A 12,925-nucleotide genomic window follows, 5' to 3' on the forward strand; every position below is an offset into this window, starting at 1 on the left:
GATGAAGGCCGCCGCCGCCATGATCGGCGGCATGATCTGACCCCCGATGGAGGCCGTCGCCTCCACGGCGGCGGCGAAGGTGGCACCGTACCCCACGCGCTTCATCATGGGGATGGTGAAGACCCCGTCCATCAGCACGTTGGCCACGCCGCTCCCCGAGATCGTGCCGAGGAGCGCGCTCGAAAAGACCGAGACCTTGGCCGGCCCGCCCGTGAGGCGCCCGGCCAGGGCAGTGGCCAGCTTGACGAAGAAGTCGCCGATCCCGGTCATCGAGAGGAAGCCGGAGAAGATGATGAAGAGGATCAGGATCGAGCTCATGATGGCCATCGGAATCCCGTAGAGCCCTTCCTCCTTGCCGAACAGGCTCTCCACCATCGTCCGCCACGGGGTCGGCGGGCCGTAGAAGATCCAGAAGAACTTGTCGGCCTGCCAGGTCTGGAGGAGAAAGAAGACCGTCGTGAGCGTGAGCCCCCACCCGACGGTCCGCCGCGTCGCCTCGAGCACGACCAGGATCAAGAGGCTTCCGAGCAGGATGTCGGTGGTGGTCGCGGAGTAGGCCGGGTCCACGAAATGGAAGATGTTCAGGAGCGTGTACACCTGGGCCGCCAGGACCACGGCCATGCACGCAAGGTCCACGAGGAAGAGTAAGCCGAGAGGGTCGCTGAAGCTCTTCCGCCCTAGCGGGAAGAAGAGAAAGGCGAGGAGGAGCATGAAGGCCAGGTGGGTGGAGCGGTGGGTGTGAGCCTCTGCCTGGCCGAAGTAGGTGCTGTAGAAATGAAAGAGGCTCAGGGAGACGGAGAGGAGGACAATCCCGAAGGCGAGAGCAGTTTGCGGGCTCGGGCCCCGCCGGAGGAGCCAGTCAACGGCTGACGGCTCAACCCCCGGCGGGGTCTCGGCCATCGGGCATGCTCAGCGGGACCTAGATCCTCGGAGGGGGGCTCTGCCCCCCTTCCGAGCCTCCCCCGCGGAGCGGGTGGCGCGGGCAAAGCCCGCGCTCGGAGCGCTTCGCTCCGGAGCACGAGAACACTCGGGCGGGAGAGGCCTTTTTCGGCATCGTGCTAGCGGGCGATCCCGATCTCTTTGTAGTAGCGCAGCGCTCCGGGGTGGAACGGGATGGTGGCTCCCTCCATGGCCAGCTTGACATCAGCCTGGTCAAAGGTCGGCGCGATCTCCCCGATCTCTCGAATTCGCTGCCACCACAGCTTAGTCAGCCGGTAGACCAGTTCGTCAGACAGATTCGCGTCCACGATGAGTTGCTGGAGGAAGCCAGGCGAGGGGAACTCCTCGGCTACGACGCCGTAGAGCCCCTTCGGGACCTTGCCCTTGACAGCACCCGGGACCATCGAGGTGGTCCGCTCCACCACGTCCGCGGAGAGCGGGATCGCTCGGAGCCCGATCGCCTGCTGGACCACCATCAGGTCTGGGTACGCGACCTGGGCGGGGATGAAGATGGCGTCCAGGTTGCGGTCCTGGAGCGCCTTCGAGCGGTCCGCGATCGAGGTGTAGCTGATGCTGCCGCCCTCGGCCTTGAACTTCTCCGGCGCCATCCCGGCGGCGGCCATAACGGCCTCCGCGAGCACGGTGGTCCCCCAGCCGCGGTCGCCGGGAACGATGCGCTTGCCCTTGAGGTCGGCGAGGGTCTTGATCGGGCTGTCCTTGAGAACGAACAGCGCAATGGTCACCGTGCGGCCGAGGTTGCTCGCGACGAGGCGCACGTTCTTGTACGCCTCCTTGAAGGTCCCCCGCCCGTGGTAGCCCTCCTCCGGGGAGGGCGTCAGGGCGAAGGCGATCTGAGCCTCGCCCTTGCCCACCTTGGCGACATTGACGACGCCCCCGCCCATGAGGGTGGTCGCCGAAATCTCCGGCAAGACCTGGGGGATCATCGTGGAAAACTTCGCGCCCGCCCTGAACCAGTCTCCGCCGGCGGTAGCCACACCGATCTTGATGAACTTGACCTCGGGCTTCCATTGCGCCGCCGCGGCCGGGACCAGGATGAGAGAGAGGACCAGGGGCAGAGCAACCCATCGTCTCATGGCCGTATCCTCCTCTGGGTGGATGCTGGTTGGACGGGAGTATACCGAACACCCGGGCCGTTCACAATTCCCATGGCCGCCGCGAACCGGTGGCCCAGGAGGCGCTCGGGCTGAACCCTCGGTGGCGGCGGCATCTCCGGCGTCACTGACCGGCTCCCGGTTCAGCTCGATACTCTCCCGGACCCGCGCGGGTCGCTCGGCTCGCGGCTCATCGCCACGACCGAGTAGACCGAGACGCAGAACGGCACCGCATACGTGAGCAGAATCTTTATCAGCCCGACCCTGGTAATCTCCTGCGCCAGCAACACGTCCCCCTGGTTGATCACGGTCAGGATCGTCCCGACCAGCGCGGCGACCGCGAGCGCCTTCCAGATCATCGGGGGATAGCACAAGGCGCACGCGAGGCAGCGGACCTCGCGGCGCGGTCCGGCGCCGAAGACATAGCGGGGTCCCGGCGCAACGCTGCGCGCGCATCGCGAGCACGCCGCCGGTTCGCCCGTCACCTCTTCGCCGCCGAGCACGAACTCAGACCGGCGAGTAGGCGCGGTACGCCATCTGGGCGGCGATCTTCTCGCGCGCGGCGGCGCCCCAGAACTTTTCCACCAGATAGAGCCCGAGGTCAAGGGACGACGACACCCCTCCCGCGGTGATCACCTGGCCTTCGTCCACGATTCGCTGGTCAGTGACCACCTCGCGGCAGTACGGGCGGAGCAGGTCGTAGGCCCGGTGGTGGGTGGTGGCGCGCTTGCCCTTGAGGTAGCCCGCGCGGCCGAGGAGGAGCGCCCCGGTACAGACCGAGGTCAGCGGCCGCTCGGGGCCCCAGCTCCTGAGGTAGTCGATGCAGCGCGCATCGTTGGCCAACTCGCGCGTGCCGAAGCCGCCCGGGACGTATAAAAGGTCGAACGACGCAAGTTCCTCGTAAACGGAATCGGGCTTCATCACGAGTCCGGTGTCGTCAACAATCTCGCTCTCGGTACCGATGATCCGGTGGGTCACCTCCGGGTCGATGCTCATCGCCGCGATCCGACGGAGCGCATCATAGGCCCCGACGAAGTCGAGGAAGGTCAGGCGCGGAAAGACCAGGAAGGCGATCCGCTTGATCGCCATCAGATTCCTCGGAGGGGGGCTCCGCCCCCCTTCCGATACCTCCCCCCTGGACTGCGCGGGCCAAGCCCGCGCTCGAAGTTGGTCAGCATCCTATCAGAGCGCCCCGGCGAGCCGGGCCCGCTCGACGATCTTCCGCGCGCGCGTCAGGTGGGGCACGTCCACCATCTGGCCTTTGAAGGCGAAGGCTCCCGCGCCCTTCGCCCGGTGCTCCTCGAAGGCGGCGATCAGCTCCTGGGCCTCGCGGGCCTCATCCGGCGACGGCGTGAACACCTCGTTGATCACCGGAATCTGGCTCGGATGGATCGAGATCTTGCCCGTGAACCCCATCCACACCGCCTCCCGACACTCGCGGCGGAGCCCCTCCAGGTTCTGGATGTCGGTGAACACCGTGTCGAGCGCCTCCACACCCGCGGCCGCTGCAGCCACGGCCGTCATGACGCGCGCGTAACGCGGGATGTCGAGAAACCGCCCCTCGGCGTCGCGGGTCCGGGGCAGGCCCATGGCCGCGGACAGGTCCTCGATCCCCCAGGAGACCGCGGCGATTCGCGGGCTCGCGCGGGCCACCTCGGCGATATTGAGGAGCCCTTCGGGAGTCTCGGTGGCGATCAGGACGAGCCTGGTCGATCCGAACGGGATGCCGTGCTTCTCCTCGAGCCTGTCGAGGATGCCGGCGATGACTCGAATATCGGCCGCGTTGCGCGGCTTGGGAACCACGTAGCCGTCGGGGCGGCCCTCGATCGTCGCCTCGAGATCCGCCTCGCCGAAGCCCGTGGCGAGGGTGTTCATCCGGATCCAGCGCTCCATGCCCCCGAAATCCAGGGTCTGGAGCCAGCGGAGCACCACCCCCCTCGCCTCGGCCTTCTTCTCCACCGTGACCGCGTCCTCCAGGTCCAGGATGAGCCCATCGGCGGGGAGCGTGAGGGCCTTGGTCATCATCCGCTCGTTTCCGCCCGGGACGAAGTGGAGCGAGCGCCGGAGCCGCGTCATGCAGATGGTCGGGCCGCGTCAGTCGAGACCGAGAACCGAGAGGCCTTCTCGCTCGGCCGCCGACGCGAGAATCTCATCGAAGGTCACGAACTCAAACCCTCCCGGTCTATCCAACGCCGCGACCAGAGCGGCCGCCAATTGAAGCGCATCCGTCGCGCGGAGCGGGTGCGTCTCCAGAAGGCGATGCGCGCGCACCTTCGCCGCGTCCACGTCATAGACCTCCATCCAGTCACGAATCAGCAGATCCAACCGCCGCCTGGCCCCTCGGAACACATCCTGGGTGAGGACGCCGTCACGGCGTTTCCGAGACAGGGCTGACAGGACCTCGGTAGGTGTTAACGTCCACACCACCAGCGTCGGGTCTTGCCGGTAAAGGATACGAGTCCGGCGGGAAAGCGGCTCACGGCACACCAGAGGAACAATAGCCGAGGCGTCCCAGAACCTCACCGGCCTACCCGACGTTCCGACAGAAGCGCGTCCAGCACGCCTGACTTCACGGGGCCGGGAGGCAATCGCTTCACGATTTCGGGAACGCCCTTAAGCGGGCCACTCCTGACGTGGCCGCTTCGCAGGAGCCGCTCGATCAGCGCCCGGTCTTCCTCCCCTCTGCCTCGGCTCCCTGGCGTCACCGGAACGACCCGTGCGACCGGGATGTTGCGGTCGACGACCTCGATCGTTTCGCCACGTCGCACCTGGTCCAAATATCGGCTGAGATGGTTGCGCAACTCCGAGATCTTAGCCCGCCTCATAGCGCCATTTTAGCCATGTCCGGACCTGATCGCAAGCCACTGGAAACTCCGCGCACGAGTGGACCAGGGCATTGAATACCGGGCGGCGCGGACAGAATCAACCGGCAGCGTCGGAGGTCTTCCGGCGCATCATGGCGGCGCGCCGACAGCGCATGACGAGCTCGCCGCGCTGGTTCAGGGCCCGGTGCTCGAAGATCACGATCCCCCACTGGGGGCGCGAGCGCGACTCGCGCTTCTCGACGACCTCGGTCTCGGCGTAGATCGTGTCGCCGTGGAAGACCGGCTTGGGGAACTCCACCTTCTCGAAGCCCAGGTTCCCAACCGTGGTCCCGAGCGTGGTGTCTCCCACCGAGAGCCCCACGGCGATGCCGAGGGTCAGCAGGCTGTTCACGAGCGGCTTGCCGAACTCGGCCTTCGAGGCCGCCTCGAAGTCGAGGTGGAGGGGCTGGGGGTTCATCGTGAGGCAGGTGAAGAAGACATTGTCGGCCTCGGTGACCGTGCGGCCCGGCTGGTGGCGGAAGACGTCGCCGACCGTGAGCTCCTCGAAGAGCTTGCCCGCCATCGCGTCACTCCTTCAGCCGCCCCCGCTCGGGTTTCCCGCCGGGGGAGGGGGAGAGGAGATGTGCTTCCAGGCCTCGGCGACCCTGAACTTCTCCTGCTCCCCGGGCGGCGCGAAGGTCCACGTCAGGTGCACGGGCTCATTGGTGTGGTTGACGAAGCCGTGAGGCGTCCCGGGCGGAATGAAGATCGCCGTGTCCGGACCGACCTCCACCTCCTCGTCGCCCACCCTGGCCCGGCCCGACCCCTGGTACACGAAGAGAATCTCTTCGGCCTCGGCATGAACGTGCACCGGGATCTGGCTCCCCGGCGCCACCTCCTCGGTCCCCATCGCCAGGCGCTCCGCTCCCGCGCTGCCGGGCTCGATCATGAGATGCACCGTCCGCGGAAACCCATCCCGGGACTCGCGCCACTCGGCCTCGGATTTATTGACGATCCGCTTCATGGGTCACCCCTTGTCTGCTACCGCTGGCGTGGGGCGTGAGGACTCGCGGCGCCGCAGCCGGGCTACTCGACGGCCACGCCGGTCACCAGGAACTTCCCGTCCTTCTCCTCCAGCGTCAGCGTTCCCTTCCCCCGCCTCTCGGTCTCCCCGGTCTTGAGGCCGATTTCCTCCACGGTCACACCCTTGACCTTGCCTTCCACGCGCACGGTGGAGATCCCCTTGAACGGGAAGCTCAGGGTCACCTCTGCCTTCCCGCTCTCGAGGTCCAGGCTGAAGACCTTATCCCCCGCCTTCACCTGGACCTTCTCCGCCGCCACGGCCTTCGCCGCGGCCCAGTTGCCCTTGCCCCAGGCCGTCAGGAAGACGTGGGCCGCCTGGATGTGGGCTGGCATCTCGCCGGACGCCGCGGGTTTCGCTTTCTCCTGAGCAAAGGCCAACGGCCCCACCAGAAGCCAGGTAAAGGTAACGGTCAGAGCCAACGGGGTCACACAGCGTTTCATTGGGGACCTCCTTTGCGGGGCGCCTCTTCCAAAGCTGGCTCAAGGCTTACCAATTTTTTCCCCCATACGCAAATGGGAAGGCGGTCGGGTCCGACCCCACTCCGAAGCGCTTTTTCCACAGTATCCTGCAGCTCGATCGCTGCAAAGCTACTATATACAGTGGTAGAAAGCCCCACGGACTGAAAAGTCCTCTGTTGACAGGGGTTTGGGCCTTCGTATAGAGTGTGGGCGACCCGGGAGGGGTTCATGATCACGGTTCCGGCCCATCGGGTAAAGCAGTTCGGCGTCGAGTTTTACCAGGCCTCCTTTTCTGCCAAAGACATCGATCGGCTGGTGAAATTCGAGGTGCTCGGCTACACCGGCGGGCCGCCCAAGGAGGCGCCGAAGGTCAAGCGCTCGCCCCGCTCACGAGTCAACTGGGAGCTGCTCGAGAAGCGCATCTCCGAGAGTGAAGCCGCGTACCAGCGTCCGGTCATCCATCGCAAGATCGAGGAGCTCGTGAGCTACTACCGGGACTGCAAGGAGGCGGGCACGCTCCCGGCGATCCCCGGGGCAGTGATCATCACCTCGGAGAAGCACTTCACCTTCACGCCGATGGCGAGCCACCATGACCTTGGGCTGCTGCAGATCCCCGAGGAGCACGGCGTCCTCAGAGTCCTGGACGGCCAGCACCGGCTCCTCGCCCTCCACGCCCTGACCCAGGCGGGCGAGGTGCTCGGAATCGAGGTGCCGGCGGTGCTCTTCGACTCGCTTGACGCGCGGCAGATCGTGGAGCTGTTCGTCACCATCAACGCGAAGCACACTCGCCTCAACCCCTCGCACATCATCAGCCTGGCCGGGCGCAAGCTCTACCCCGACCCCAACCAGGCCCTCGCTCACGACGTGATCCGGTCACTAAACGAAGACGAGACGTCGCCGCTGCACGGCGAGATCAAGATGCTTGGGACCGGGCGGGGAAAGGTCTCCCAGGCCCCGCTCGCGGAGGAGATCGTGGACCTCCTGGAGACCGTGGAGAAGCTGGGTGGAGCGACTCGAATCCAGGAGCTGCGCCAGGGCGCCAAGCGGTTCTTCCTGAATTACGTGAAGGCCCTGGCGGGCGTCTTCCCGACGGCCTGGGCGGGGCGCAAGTACTCGATCAAGACCGGCGCCGCGCTCCGCGCCTTCATCCGGGTGAGCCCCGACGTGATGACGCGCGCCCGGGAGCTGAAGAAGGACCCCTTCGACCTCCATGCGATCCGCGAGGGGATCAAACCCTGGGGCACGCGGCTGGGCGACCGGCGCTTTGAGACCGAGGGGGAGTGGAAGCAGAAGCTGGCGGGTGGGACGCGCGGTACCGTGGAAACGCTGACGCGCGAACTGCGGGAGGCCCTCCGAAGCTAGGGGCTCCGCCCCCCTACTCTTTCCACTCGAAGTTGGCAGCGAGGATCTCGAAGGTCTTCTTGCCGCCCGGCACCTGGGCCACCACTGTGTCCCCCACCTGCCTGCCGATCAGCGTCCGGGCCAGCGGCGAGAGAACGGAGATCCGTCCCTTGTCGGGCTCGGTCTCATCCGACCCCACGATCTGATAGCGGATCTCCTTGCCGCTCGCGTCGGCCAGGAGCACGGTCGAGCCGAACGTGATCCGCACGCCGTTGGACGGCGGGTCGATGATCTCCGCGTGGCTCACCTTCGCCTCGAGCTCCGTGATGCGCCCCTCGATGAACGACTGCTTCTCCCGGGCCGCGTGGTACTCGGCGTTCTCCCACAGGTCGCCGTGACTCCGGGCTTCGGCGATCGCGTTGGTGATCCGGGGGCGCTCGACCTTCTTGAGCCGCTCGAGCTCCTCCTTGAGCCGGTTGTACCCCTGCCGGGTGATGGGAGTGCGCTGAATCGCCACGCGAGCCTCCTATTCTCTAAAAATGCCGCAACGAACTGATTCTACGGTATTTCCGACCCCGGCGTCGAGCCTCGCGACGCCTCGGGGCTTGACAGGCAAAAGTTTAGACTGTTAACTAATATGCCAACATGATCGATGGTCTGACCGACGACAGCCGGCACCTGGTCGAGCTCCTCACGACGCTGCTCTCCTCGACCTTTCGCCAGATCCTCTGGAAGCAAGCCCTGGAGCTCGAGCTCAACTACTCCCAGGCCCAGATCCTCTTCCACGTGGCGAAGAATCCCGGCGCGCTGATCAGCGACACGGCCCGGACCTTCGGCATTACGCTGCCGGCCGTGACACAGGTGGTGGACCGGCTCGAGTCGAAGGCCTTCCTCCAGCGCGCCGACGACCCGCGGGACCGTCGCCAAGTCCGCCTCTATCTCACGCGGCATGGGGAGAGTCTGGCCCGAAACCTCGAACAGCTCCAGGTGAAGGGCCTTGCCCGGGTGCTCAAGCGTCTCACGCCAGGCGAACGCAAGGACGTGATCCACGGGATCGAGCAGCTGGTGTCCGCGGCACGGGGGGAAGTATGAGACCCGGCGGTTCAGCAGTAGCCTGCGTCCGTTCGGGCGCAGGCCTGACACTGCTCATCGCCCTCCTGGTCGCCGCCTGCGGTCAGTCCCAGGCCCAGGATCCCAAGCGGGCGCCGGTTGAGGTCAAGCCGGTCGCGGTGACCGTCGCGCGCGTCGAGGCCCGCTCGATTCAGCGGAGTGTCGAGACCGTCGGGAGCCTGCTCGCCTGGGAGGAGGTGCAGGTCAAGTCCGAGCTAGCGGGCACGCTGACGCGCCTGCTGGTGGACCTCGGCGACCACGTGGCGGCCGGCGCGGTCCTGGCCGAGTTCGACAAGCGCGAGGCCCGCCTCACGGCCGATCAGGCCGAGGCCGACCTCCTGGCCGCCCGCGAGGGGCTGGCCCGGGCGCGGGCCGCCGTCGAGGCAAGTCGGGCCAACCTGGCGCGTGTCAAGGACCAGATCACCATGCTCCAGGCCGACGTGACCCGGGCCAGGGCTCAGCTCGACTGGGCCGCCCTCGAGCTGGAGCGGAATCGCCAGCTCGTCGCCAAAGAGCTGATTGCCGCCCGCGACCTGGACCACGCCCGGACCCAGCACCAGGTCGCCGCGGCGCAGCTCAGAATGACCGAGACCGCGCTGAACCAGCACCCGGACCAGGTGCGCATCGGCCAGGCCCAGCTCGAGTCGGACCTGGCGGCGCTCAAGGTCGCGGAGGCCCAGGTCAAGCAGCGCGAGGCGAGCCTCGACCTCGCGCGGAAGCGCCTCGCGGACACGACCGTGCGCGCCCCGCTGGCGAGCCTGATCGCGCGGCGCCACGTCTCGCCCGGCGAGTACGTGCGCGAGAACACCGCGCTCTTCACTCTCGTGGTGGCGGACCCGCTGAAATACACCGGCACGATTCCGGAACGCTTCGCCCCCGAGGTCAGACCCGGTCAGCCCCTCCAGCTCAGCGTGGAGGCGTTCCCGGACCGGACCTTCGGGGGCCAGGTGACCCGGGTCTCGCCCGCCGTGGACGTGCAGACCCGAACCCTCGCCCTCGAGGCGCGCGTGCCCAACCCGAACGGACGGCTCAGGCCTGGCTTCTTCGCCAAGGGCGTGGCCCTCACGCGGAAGGACGACGGCGCGGCCTTCGTCCCCGCCGAGGCGGTGACCTACTTCGTCGGGATCAGCAAGATCTTCGTGGTGGCGGACGGCAAGGTGCAGGAGCGGCAGGTCAGGACCGGTGGGCGCCAGGGCGGCTGGGTGGAGATTCTGGAAGGGGTGAAGCCCGGCGAGACCGTCGCGACCGGCAACCTCTCCCAGCTCTTCAACGGCGCCCCCGTCACCGTCACCTCGGGCAAAGCCGGAGGCTCGTGAGGTGGGCGTCCTAGAAATCTTCGTCCGCCGCCCCGTCTTCACGACGATGCTGATCGCCTCGCTCGTGGTGCTCGGAGCGGCCTCCTTCGTCCAGCTCGGCGTGGACATCTTCCCCAAGGTGGACCTGCCCACGATCACGATCACCACGCGCCTGCCGGGGGCCAGCCCCGAGGAGATCGAGAGCCAGATCACCAAGCCGATCGAGGAGGCCGTCAACACGATCAACGGCCTGGACGAGCTGCGCTCGAGCTCGATCGAAGGCCAGTCCCAGGTCTTCGCGACGTTCGTCCTCGAACGCGATGTCCAGGAGGCGGCCAACGACGTCCGGGAGAAGGTCGCCACGGTGGTCTCGCGTTTCCCGGTCGGCACCGAGGCCCCGATCATCGAGAAGTTCGACCCCGATTCGTCCCCGATCCTGGCGCTCGTGGTCTCGGGCCGGCGCTCCGCTCGCGAGATCACCGAGATCGCCGACAAGCGGATCAAGCGTCAGCTCGAGACCGTCAAGGACATCGGCGCGATCACCCTGGTCGGCGAAAGGCGACGCGAGATCCAGGTCTTCGTGGACCCGGCAAAGCTCACCGCCTACGGGCTGTCGATCCAGCAGGTCAAGGACGCTCTCCAGCGCCAGAACGTCGAGATCCCCGGTGGCCGCATCACCTCGGGAGCGCGTGAGGAGGGGCTCCGCACCCTCGGGCGCATGGAGTCCGTCCGTGCCTTCGGCGAGCTGATCGTCGCCGACTTGAAGGGGAGTCCGGTCCGGATGAGCGACATCGCCAGCGTCGTCGACGGAGAGCAGGAGGCGCGCACCCTCTCCCGCCTCGACGGCAGGAACGCCGTGTCGCTCCTGATCCGGAAGCAGTCCGGGACCAACACGGTGGCCGTGGTGGACGCGGTCAAGGCCAAGCTCGCCGAGATCAAGAAGGGCCTGCCGCCCGACATCGAGTTCCAGGTGGTCCGCGACCTCTCCCGCTTCATCCGTCGCTCCTTCCACGAGCTGCAGGACCACCTCCTCCTGGGCGGGCTCCTCGCGAGCCTGATCGTCGCGGTGTTCATCGGGAACCTCCTCTGGTGGGAGACCGCGGCGATCGCCGCCATCGTCTCGGGCGTCGGCACCGCGTTCCTGTTCGGGACTCCGGAGCTGGTCCTCCAGGTCACCGGCGCCGCCATCGTCGCCACGATGATCTTCTTCCTCGGGGAGAGGAAGCTCCGGCCGGCGTTCGTCGCCGCGCTCGCGAGCCCGTGCGCGATCATCGCGACCTTCACCGCGATGAGGCTCGCCGGCTTCACGCTGAACAACCTCACCATGCTCGGCCTCTCGCTCTCGACGGGGATCGTCATCGACGACGCCATCATCGTCCTTGAGAACATCTTCCGCCACACCGAGGAGGAACGCCGTCCGCCGTTCGAGGCGGCGATCACCGGGACCCGGGAGATCGCCCTCGCGGTGACGGCCACGACGTTCTCGCTGGTAGTCATCTTCCTCCCTGTCGCCTTCATGGGCGGGCTCGTGGGCAAGTTCTGGAACTCCCTCGGCCTCACCACGACCTTCGCCATCATGGTCTCGCTCGTCATCGCCTTCACGCTGACGCCCATGCTGGCCGCGCGGATCCTGGCCGGCCGCGACGCGCACGGGGATGGCGGAACTACCTCCAAAGAGGGGCGCGTCTACCACGCGGTCGAGTCGGGCTACGAACGGATCCTCGGGTGGTGCCTCGGGCACCGGGGCGTCGTCCTGGCGGGGACGGTGCTCATCTTCGTCGCGGGATGGTACCTCCTGACCAGCTCCAAGCTCGAGTTCGTCGTGGACGACGACATGAGCGAGTTCGAGGTCGTGGCCGAGGCCCCCCCCGGCTCCTCCCTGGACCGGTCGGCCGAGATCGCCGGGACCCTGGAGCGTGAGCTCCGCAAGATCTCCGAGGTGCGGACTCTCTTCACGACCATCGGGATCCGCGGCATCTCCCAGTCCAGCGTCAACGACATCTCCATCTATGTGGGCCTGGCTCACCTCTCGGAGCGCAAGCGGACCCAGGACGAGCTGAAGCAGGAAGCTCGGCAACTCCTGGCGGCCTTCCCGGGTCTCCGGATCAGCGTCCAGCAGATCAACCTGATCCGGGCGGGCGGCTTCAGGCAGACCCCGTTTAACCTGATCCTCCGCGGCCCCGACCTCGACCGGCTGGAGCAGTACGCGACCTCGGTGATCAAGACGCTCTCCGCAAAGCCCGGCTTCGTGGACCTGGACACCGCCCAGGCGCTCCGTCAGCCGGAGGTGCAGGTCCACATCGATCGCCAGAAGGCCTCCGACCTCGGCGTCCGCGCGGATGCGATCGCCTCGGCGCTCCGGACACTCGTGGGTGGCGAGGAGGTGGGCTTCTACCGCGAAGCGGGCGAGCAGTACGACGTCAGGCTCAGGCTCAAGGAAGAGTTCAGGAAGGACCCGGGGGTCATCGCCGAGCTGATGGTCCCTGGGGCCGGCGGCCGGCTCGTCAAGCTCGTCAACGTGACGACGCTGGCGGCGGGGATGAGCCCCGGGCAGATCGAGCGCTACGCGCAGGAGCGCTCGATCACGATCATCTCGAACCTCTACCAGAAGCCCCTGGCCGAGGCCTTCCGGGAAGGGTACGCGGCTGTGCGCGGGGTCAAGATGCCGCCGGAGTACGGCACCGTCACCGTCGGGCGGGGGAAGCTCCTCGCCGAGGCAATCCAGAACTTCGTGATCGCCTTCGCCCTCGCGCTCGTCTTCATCTACATCGTGCTGGCCGCC

15 protein-coding genes are annotated in these 12,925 nt (G+C 67.1%); 4 read left to right on the forward strand and 11 right to left on the reverse strand.

Annotated elements, in window-relative coordinates:
• From HY726_17265 to HY726_17310, 10 genes are all read right to left on the reverse strand, one after another.
• Positions 1-900, reverse strand: a 900-nt coding sequence (locus tag HY726_17265) for a TRAP transporter large permease subunit (protein ID MBI4610746.1), incomplete at its 3' end; no start/stop codon positions are given.
• Between the two features lie 158 nt (positions 901-1,058).
• Positions 1,059-2,033 carry a TAXI family TRAP transporter solute-binding subunit gene (locus tag HY726_17270; GenBank protein ID MBI4610747.1) on the reverse strand — a complete coding sequence of 325 codons (975 nt, stop codon included), beginning with the start codon at positions 2,031-2,033 and terminating at the stop codon, positions 1,059-1,061.
• Positions 2,034-2,194: 161 nt separating this feature from the next.
• The gene (nrtS, locus tag HY726_17275; GenBank protein ID MBI4610748.1) at positions 2,195-2,410 is read right to left on the reverse strand and encodes a nitrate/nitrite transporter NrtS; all 216 of its coding nucleotides are present in this window, start codon (positions 2,408-2,410) and stop codon (positions 2,195-2,197) included.
• A 148-nt stretch (positions 2,411-2,558) separates the two neighbouring features.
• Entirely contained in the window at positions 2,559-3,140 is a 582-nt protein-coding gene (locus tag HY726_17280) for a DJ-1/PfpI family protein (protein MBI4610749.1), read from the reverse strand.
• Between the two features lie 93 nt (positions 3,141-3,233).
• Positions 3,234-4,127, reverse strand: coding sequence for a CoA ester lyase (locus tag HY726_17285; GenBank protein MBI4610750.1), 894 nt, complete (start codon positions 4,125-4,127; stop codon positions 3,234-3,236).
• Positions 4,128-4,145: 18 nt separating this feature from the next.
• Complete coding sequence (locus tag HY726_17290) at positions 4,146-4,574, reverse strand: type II toxin-antitoxin system VapC family toxin (GenBank protein ID MBI4610751.1); 429 nt, start codon at positions 4,572-4,574, stop codon at positions 4,146-4,148.
• Positions 4,571-4,876, reverse strand: coding sequence for a type II toxin-antitoxin system prevent-host-death family antitoxin (locus tag HY726_17295; GenBank protein ID MBI4610752.1), 306 nt, complete (start codon positions 4,874-4,876; stop codon positions 4,571-4,573). Before HY726_17295 ends, HY726_17290 begins: the two co-directional genes overlap by 4 nt.
• A 97-nt stretch (positions 4,877-4,973) precedes the next feature.
• Positions 4,974-5,438 carry a MaoC family dehydratase gene (locus HY726_17300; protein ID MBI4610753.1) on the reverse strand — a complete coding sequence of 155 codons (465 nt, stop codon included), beginning with the start codon at positions 5,436-5,438 and terminating at the stop codon, positions 4,974-4,976.
• Positions 5,439-5,450: 12 nt separating this feature from the next.
• The gene (locus HY726_17305; protein MBI4610754.1) at positions 5,451-5,879 is read right to left on the reverse strand and encodes a cupin domain-containing protein; all 429 of its coding nucleotides are present in this window, start codon (positions 5,877-5,879) and stop codon (positions 5,451-5,453) included.
• 62 nt (positions 5,880-5,941) lie between these two features.
• Positions 5,942-6,379, reverse strand: a complete 438-nt coding sequence (locus HY726_17310) for a hypothetical protein (GenBank protein MBI4610755.1) — start codon at positions 6,377-6,379, stop codon at positions 5,942-5,944.
• 246 nt (positions 6,380-6,625) lie between these two features.
• On the opposite strand from HY726_17310, the gene HY726_17315 reads away from it, so the two are divergent.
• Positions 6,626-7,759: a DGQHR domain-containing protein gene (locus HY726_17315; GenBank protein MBI4610756.1), complete on the forward strand. Its 1,134-nt coding sequence runs from the start codon at positions 6,626-6,628 to the stop codon at positions 7,757-7,759.
• Positions 7,760-7,772: 13 nt separating this feature from the next.
• Here HY726_17315 and greA read toward each other — a convergent pair whose 3' ends face one another.
• Positions 7,773-8,249, reverse strand: coding sequence for a transcription elongation factor GreA (greA, locus tag HY726_17320; protein MBI4610757.1), 477 nt, complete (start codon positions 8,247-8,249; stop codon positions 7,773-7,775).
• Positions 8,250-8,383: 134 nt separating this feature from the next.
• Between greA and HY726_17325 the strand changes: the two genes are divergently transcribed.
• The 3 genes from HY726_17325 to HY726_17335 form a co-directional block, all read left to right on the forward strand.
• Entirely contained in the window at positions 8,384-8,830 is a 447-nt protein-coding gene (locus HY726_17325; GenBank protein ID MBI4610758.1) for a MarR family transcriptional regulator, read from the forward strand.
• A complete protein-coding gene (locus tag HY726_17330) occupies positions 8,827-10,164 on the forward strand; it encodes an efflux RND transporter periplasmic adaptor subunit (protein MBI4610759.1) in 1,338 nt (445 codons plus the stop codon). Before HY726_17325 ends, HY726_17330 begins: the two co-directional genes overlap by 4 nt.
• A gap of 1 nt (position 10,165) precedes the next feature.
• On the forward strand, positions 10,166-12,925 hold a 2,760-nt coding region (locus tag HY726_17335), incomplete at its 3' end, for an efflux RND transporter permease subunit (GenBank protein ID MBI4610760.1).

This window comes from Candidatus Rokuibacteriota bacterium (assembly GCA_016209385.1).
Lineage (GTDB): Bacteria > Methylomirabilota > Methylomirabilia > Rokubacteriales > CSP1-6 > JACQWB01.

Excerpts from the sequence above, each read along its gene's own strand:
- HY726_17270 (MBI4610747.1), bottom strand. The coding sequence starts at position 2,033 with ATGAGACGATGGGTTGCTCTGCCCCTGGTCCTCTCTCTCATCCTGGTC.
- nrtS (MBI4610748.1), bottom strand. The coding sequence starts at position 2,410 with ATGATCTGGAAGGCGCTCGCGGTCGCCGCGCTGGTCGGGACGATCCTG.
- HY726_17280 (MBI4610749.1), bottom strand. The coding sequence starts at position 3,140 with ATGGCGATCAAGCGGATCGCCTTCCTGGTCTTTCCGCGCCTGACCTTC.
- HY726_17285 (MBI4610750.1), bottom strand. The coding sequence starts at position 4,127 with ATGACGCGGCTCCGGCGCTCGCTCCACTTCGTCCCGGGCGGAAACGAG.
- HY726_17295 (MBI4610752.1), bottom strand. The coding sequence starts at position 4,876 with ATGAGGCGGGCTAAGATCTCGGAGTTGCGCAACCATCTCAGCCGATAT.
- HY726_17300 (MBI4610753.1), bottom strand. The coding sequence starts at position 5,438 with ATGGCGGGCAAGCTCTTCGAGGAGCTCACGGTCGGCGACGTCTTCCGC.
- HY726_17305 (MBI4610754.1), bottom strand. The coding sequence starts at position 5,879 with ATGAAGCGGATCGTCAATAAATCCGAGGCCGAGTGGCGCGAGTCCCGG.
- HY726_17310 (MBI4610755.1), bottom strand. The coding sequence starts at position 6,379 with ATGAAACGCTGTGTGACCCCGTTGGCTCTGACCGTTACCTTTACCTGG.
- HY726_17315 (MBI4610756.1), top strand. The coding sequence starts at position 6,626 with ATGATCACGGTTCCGGCCCATCGGGTAAAGCAGTTCGGCGTCGAGTTT.
- HY726_17325 (MBI4610758.1), top strand. The coding sequence starts at position 8,384 with ATGATCGATGGTCTGACCGACGACAGCCGGCACCTGGTCGAGCTCCTC.
- HY726_17330 (MBI4610759.1), top strand. The coding sequence starts at position 8,827 with ATGAGACCCGGCGGTTCAGCAGTAGCCTGCGTCCGTTCGGGCGCAGGC.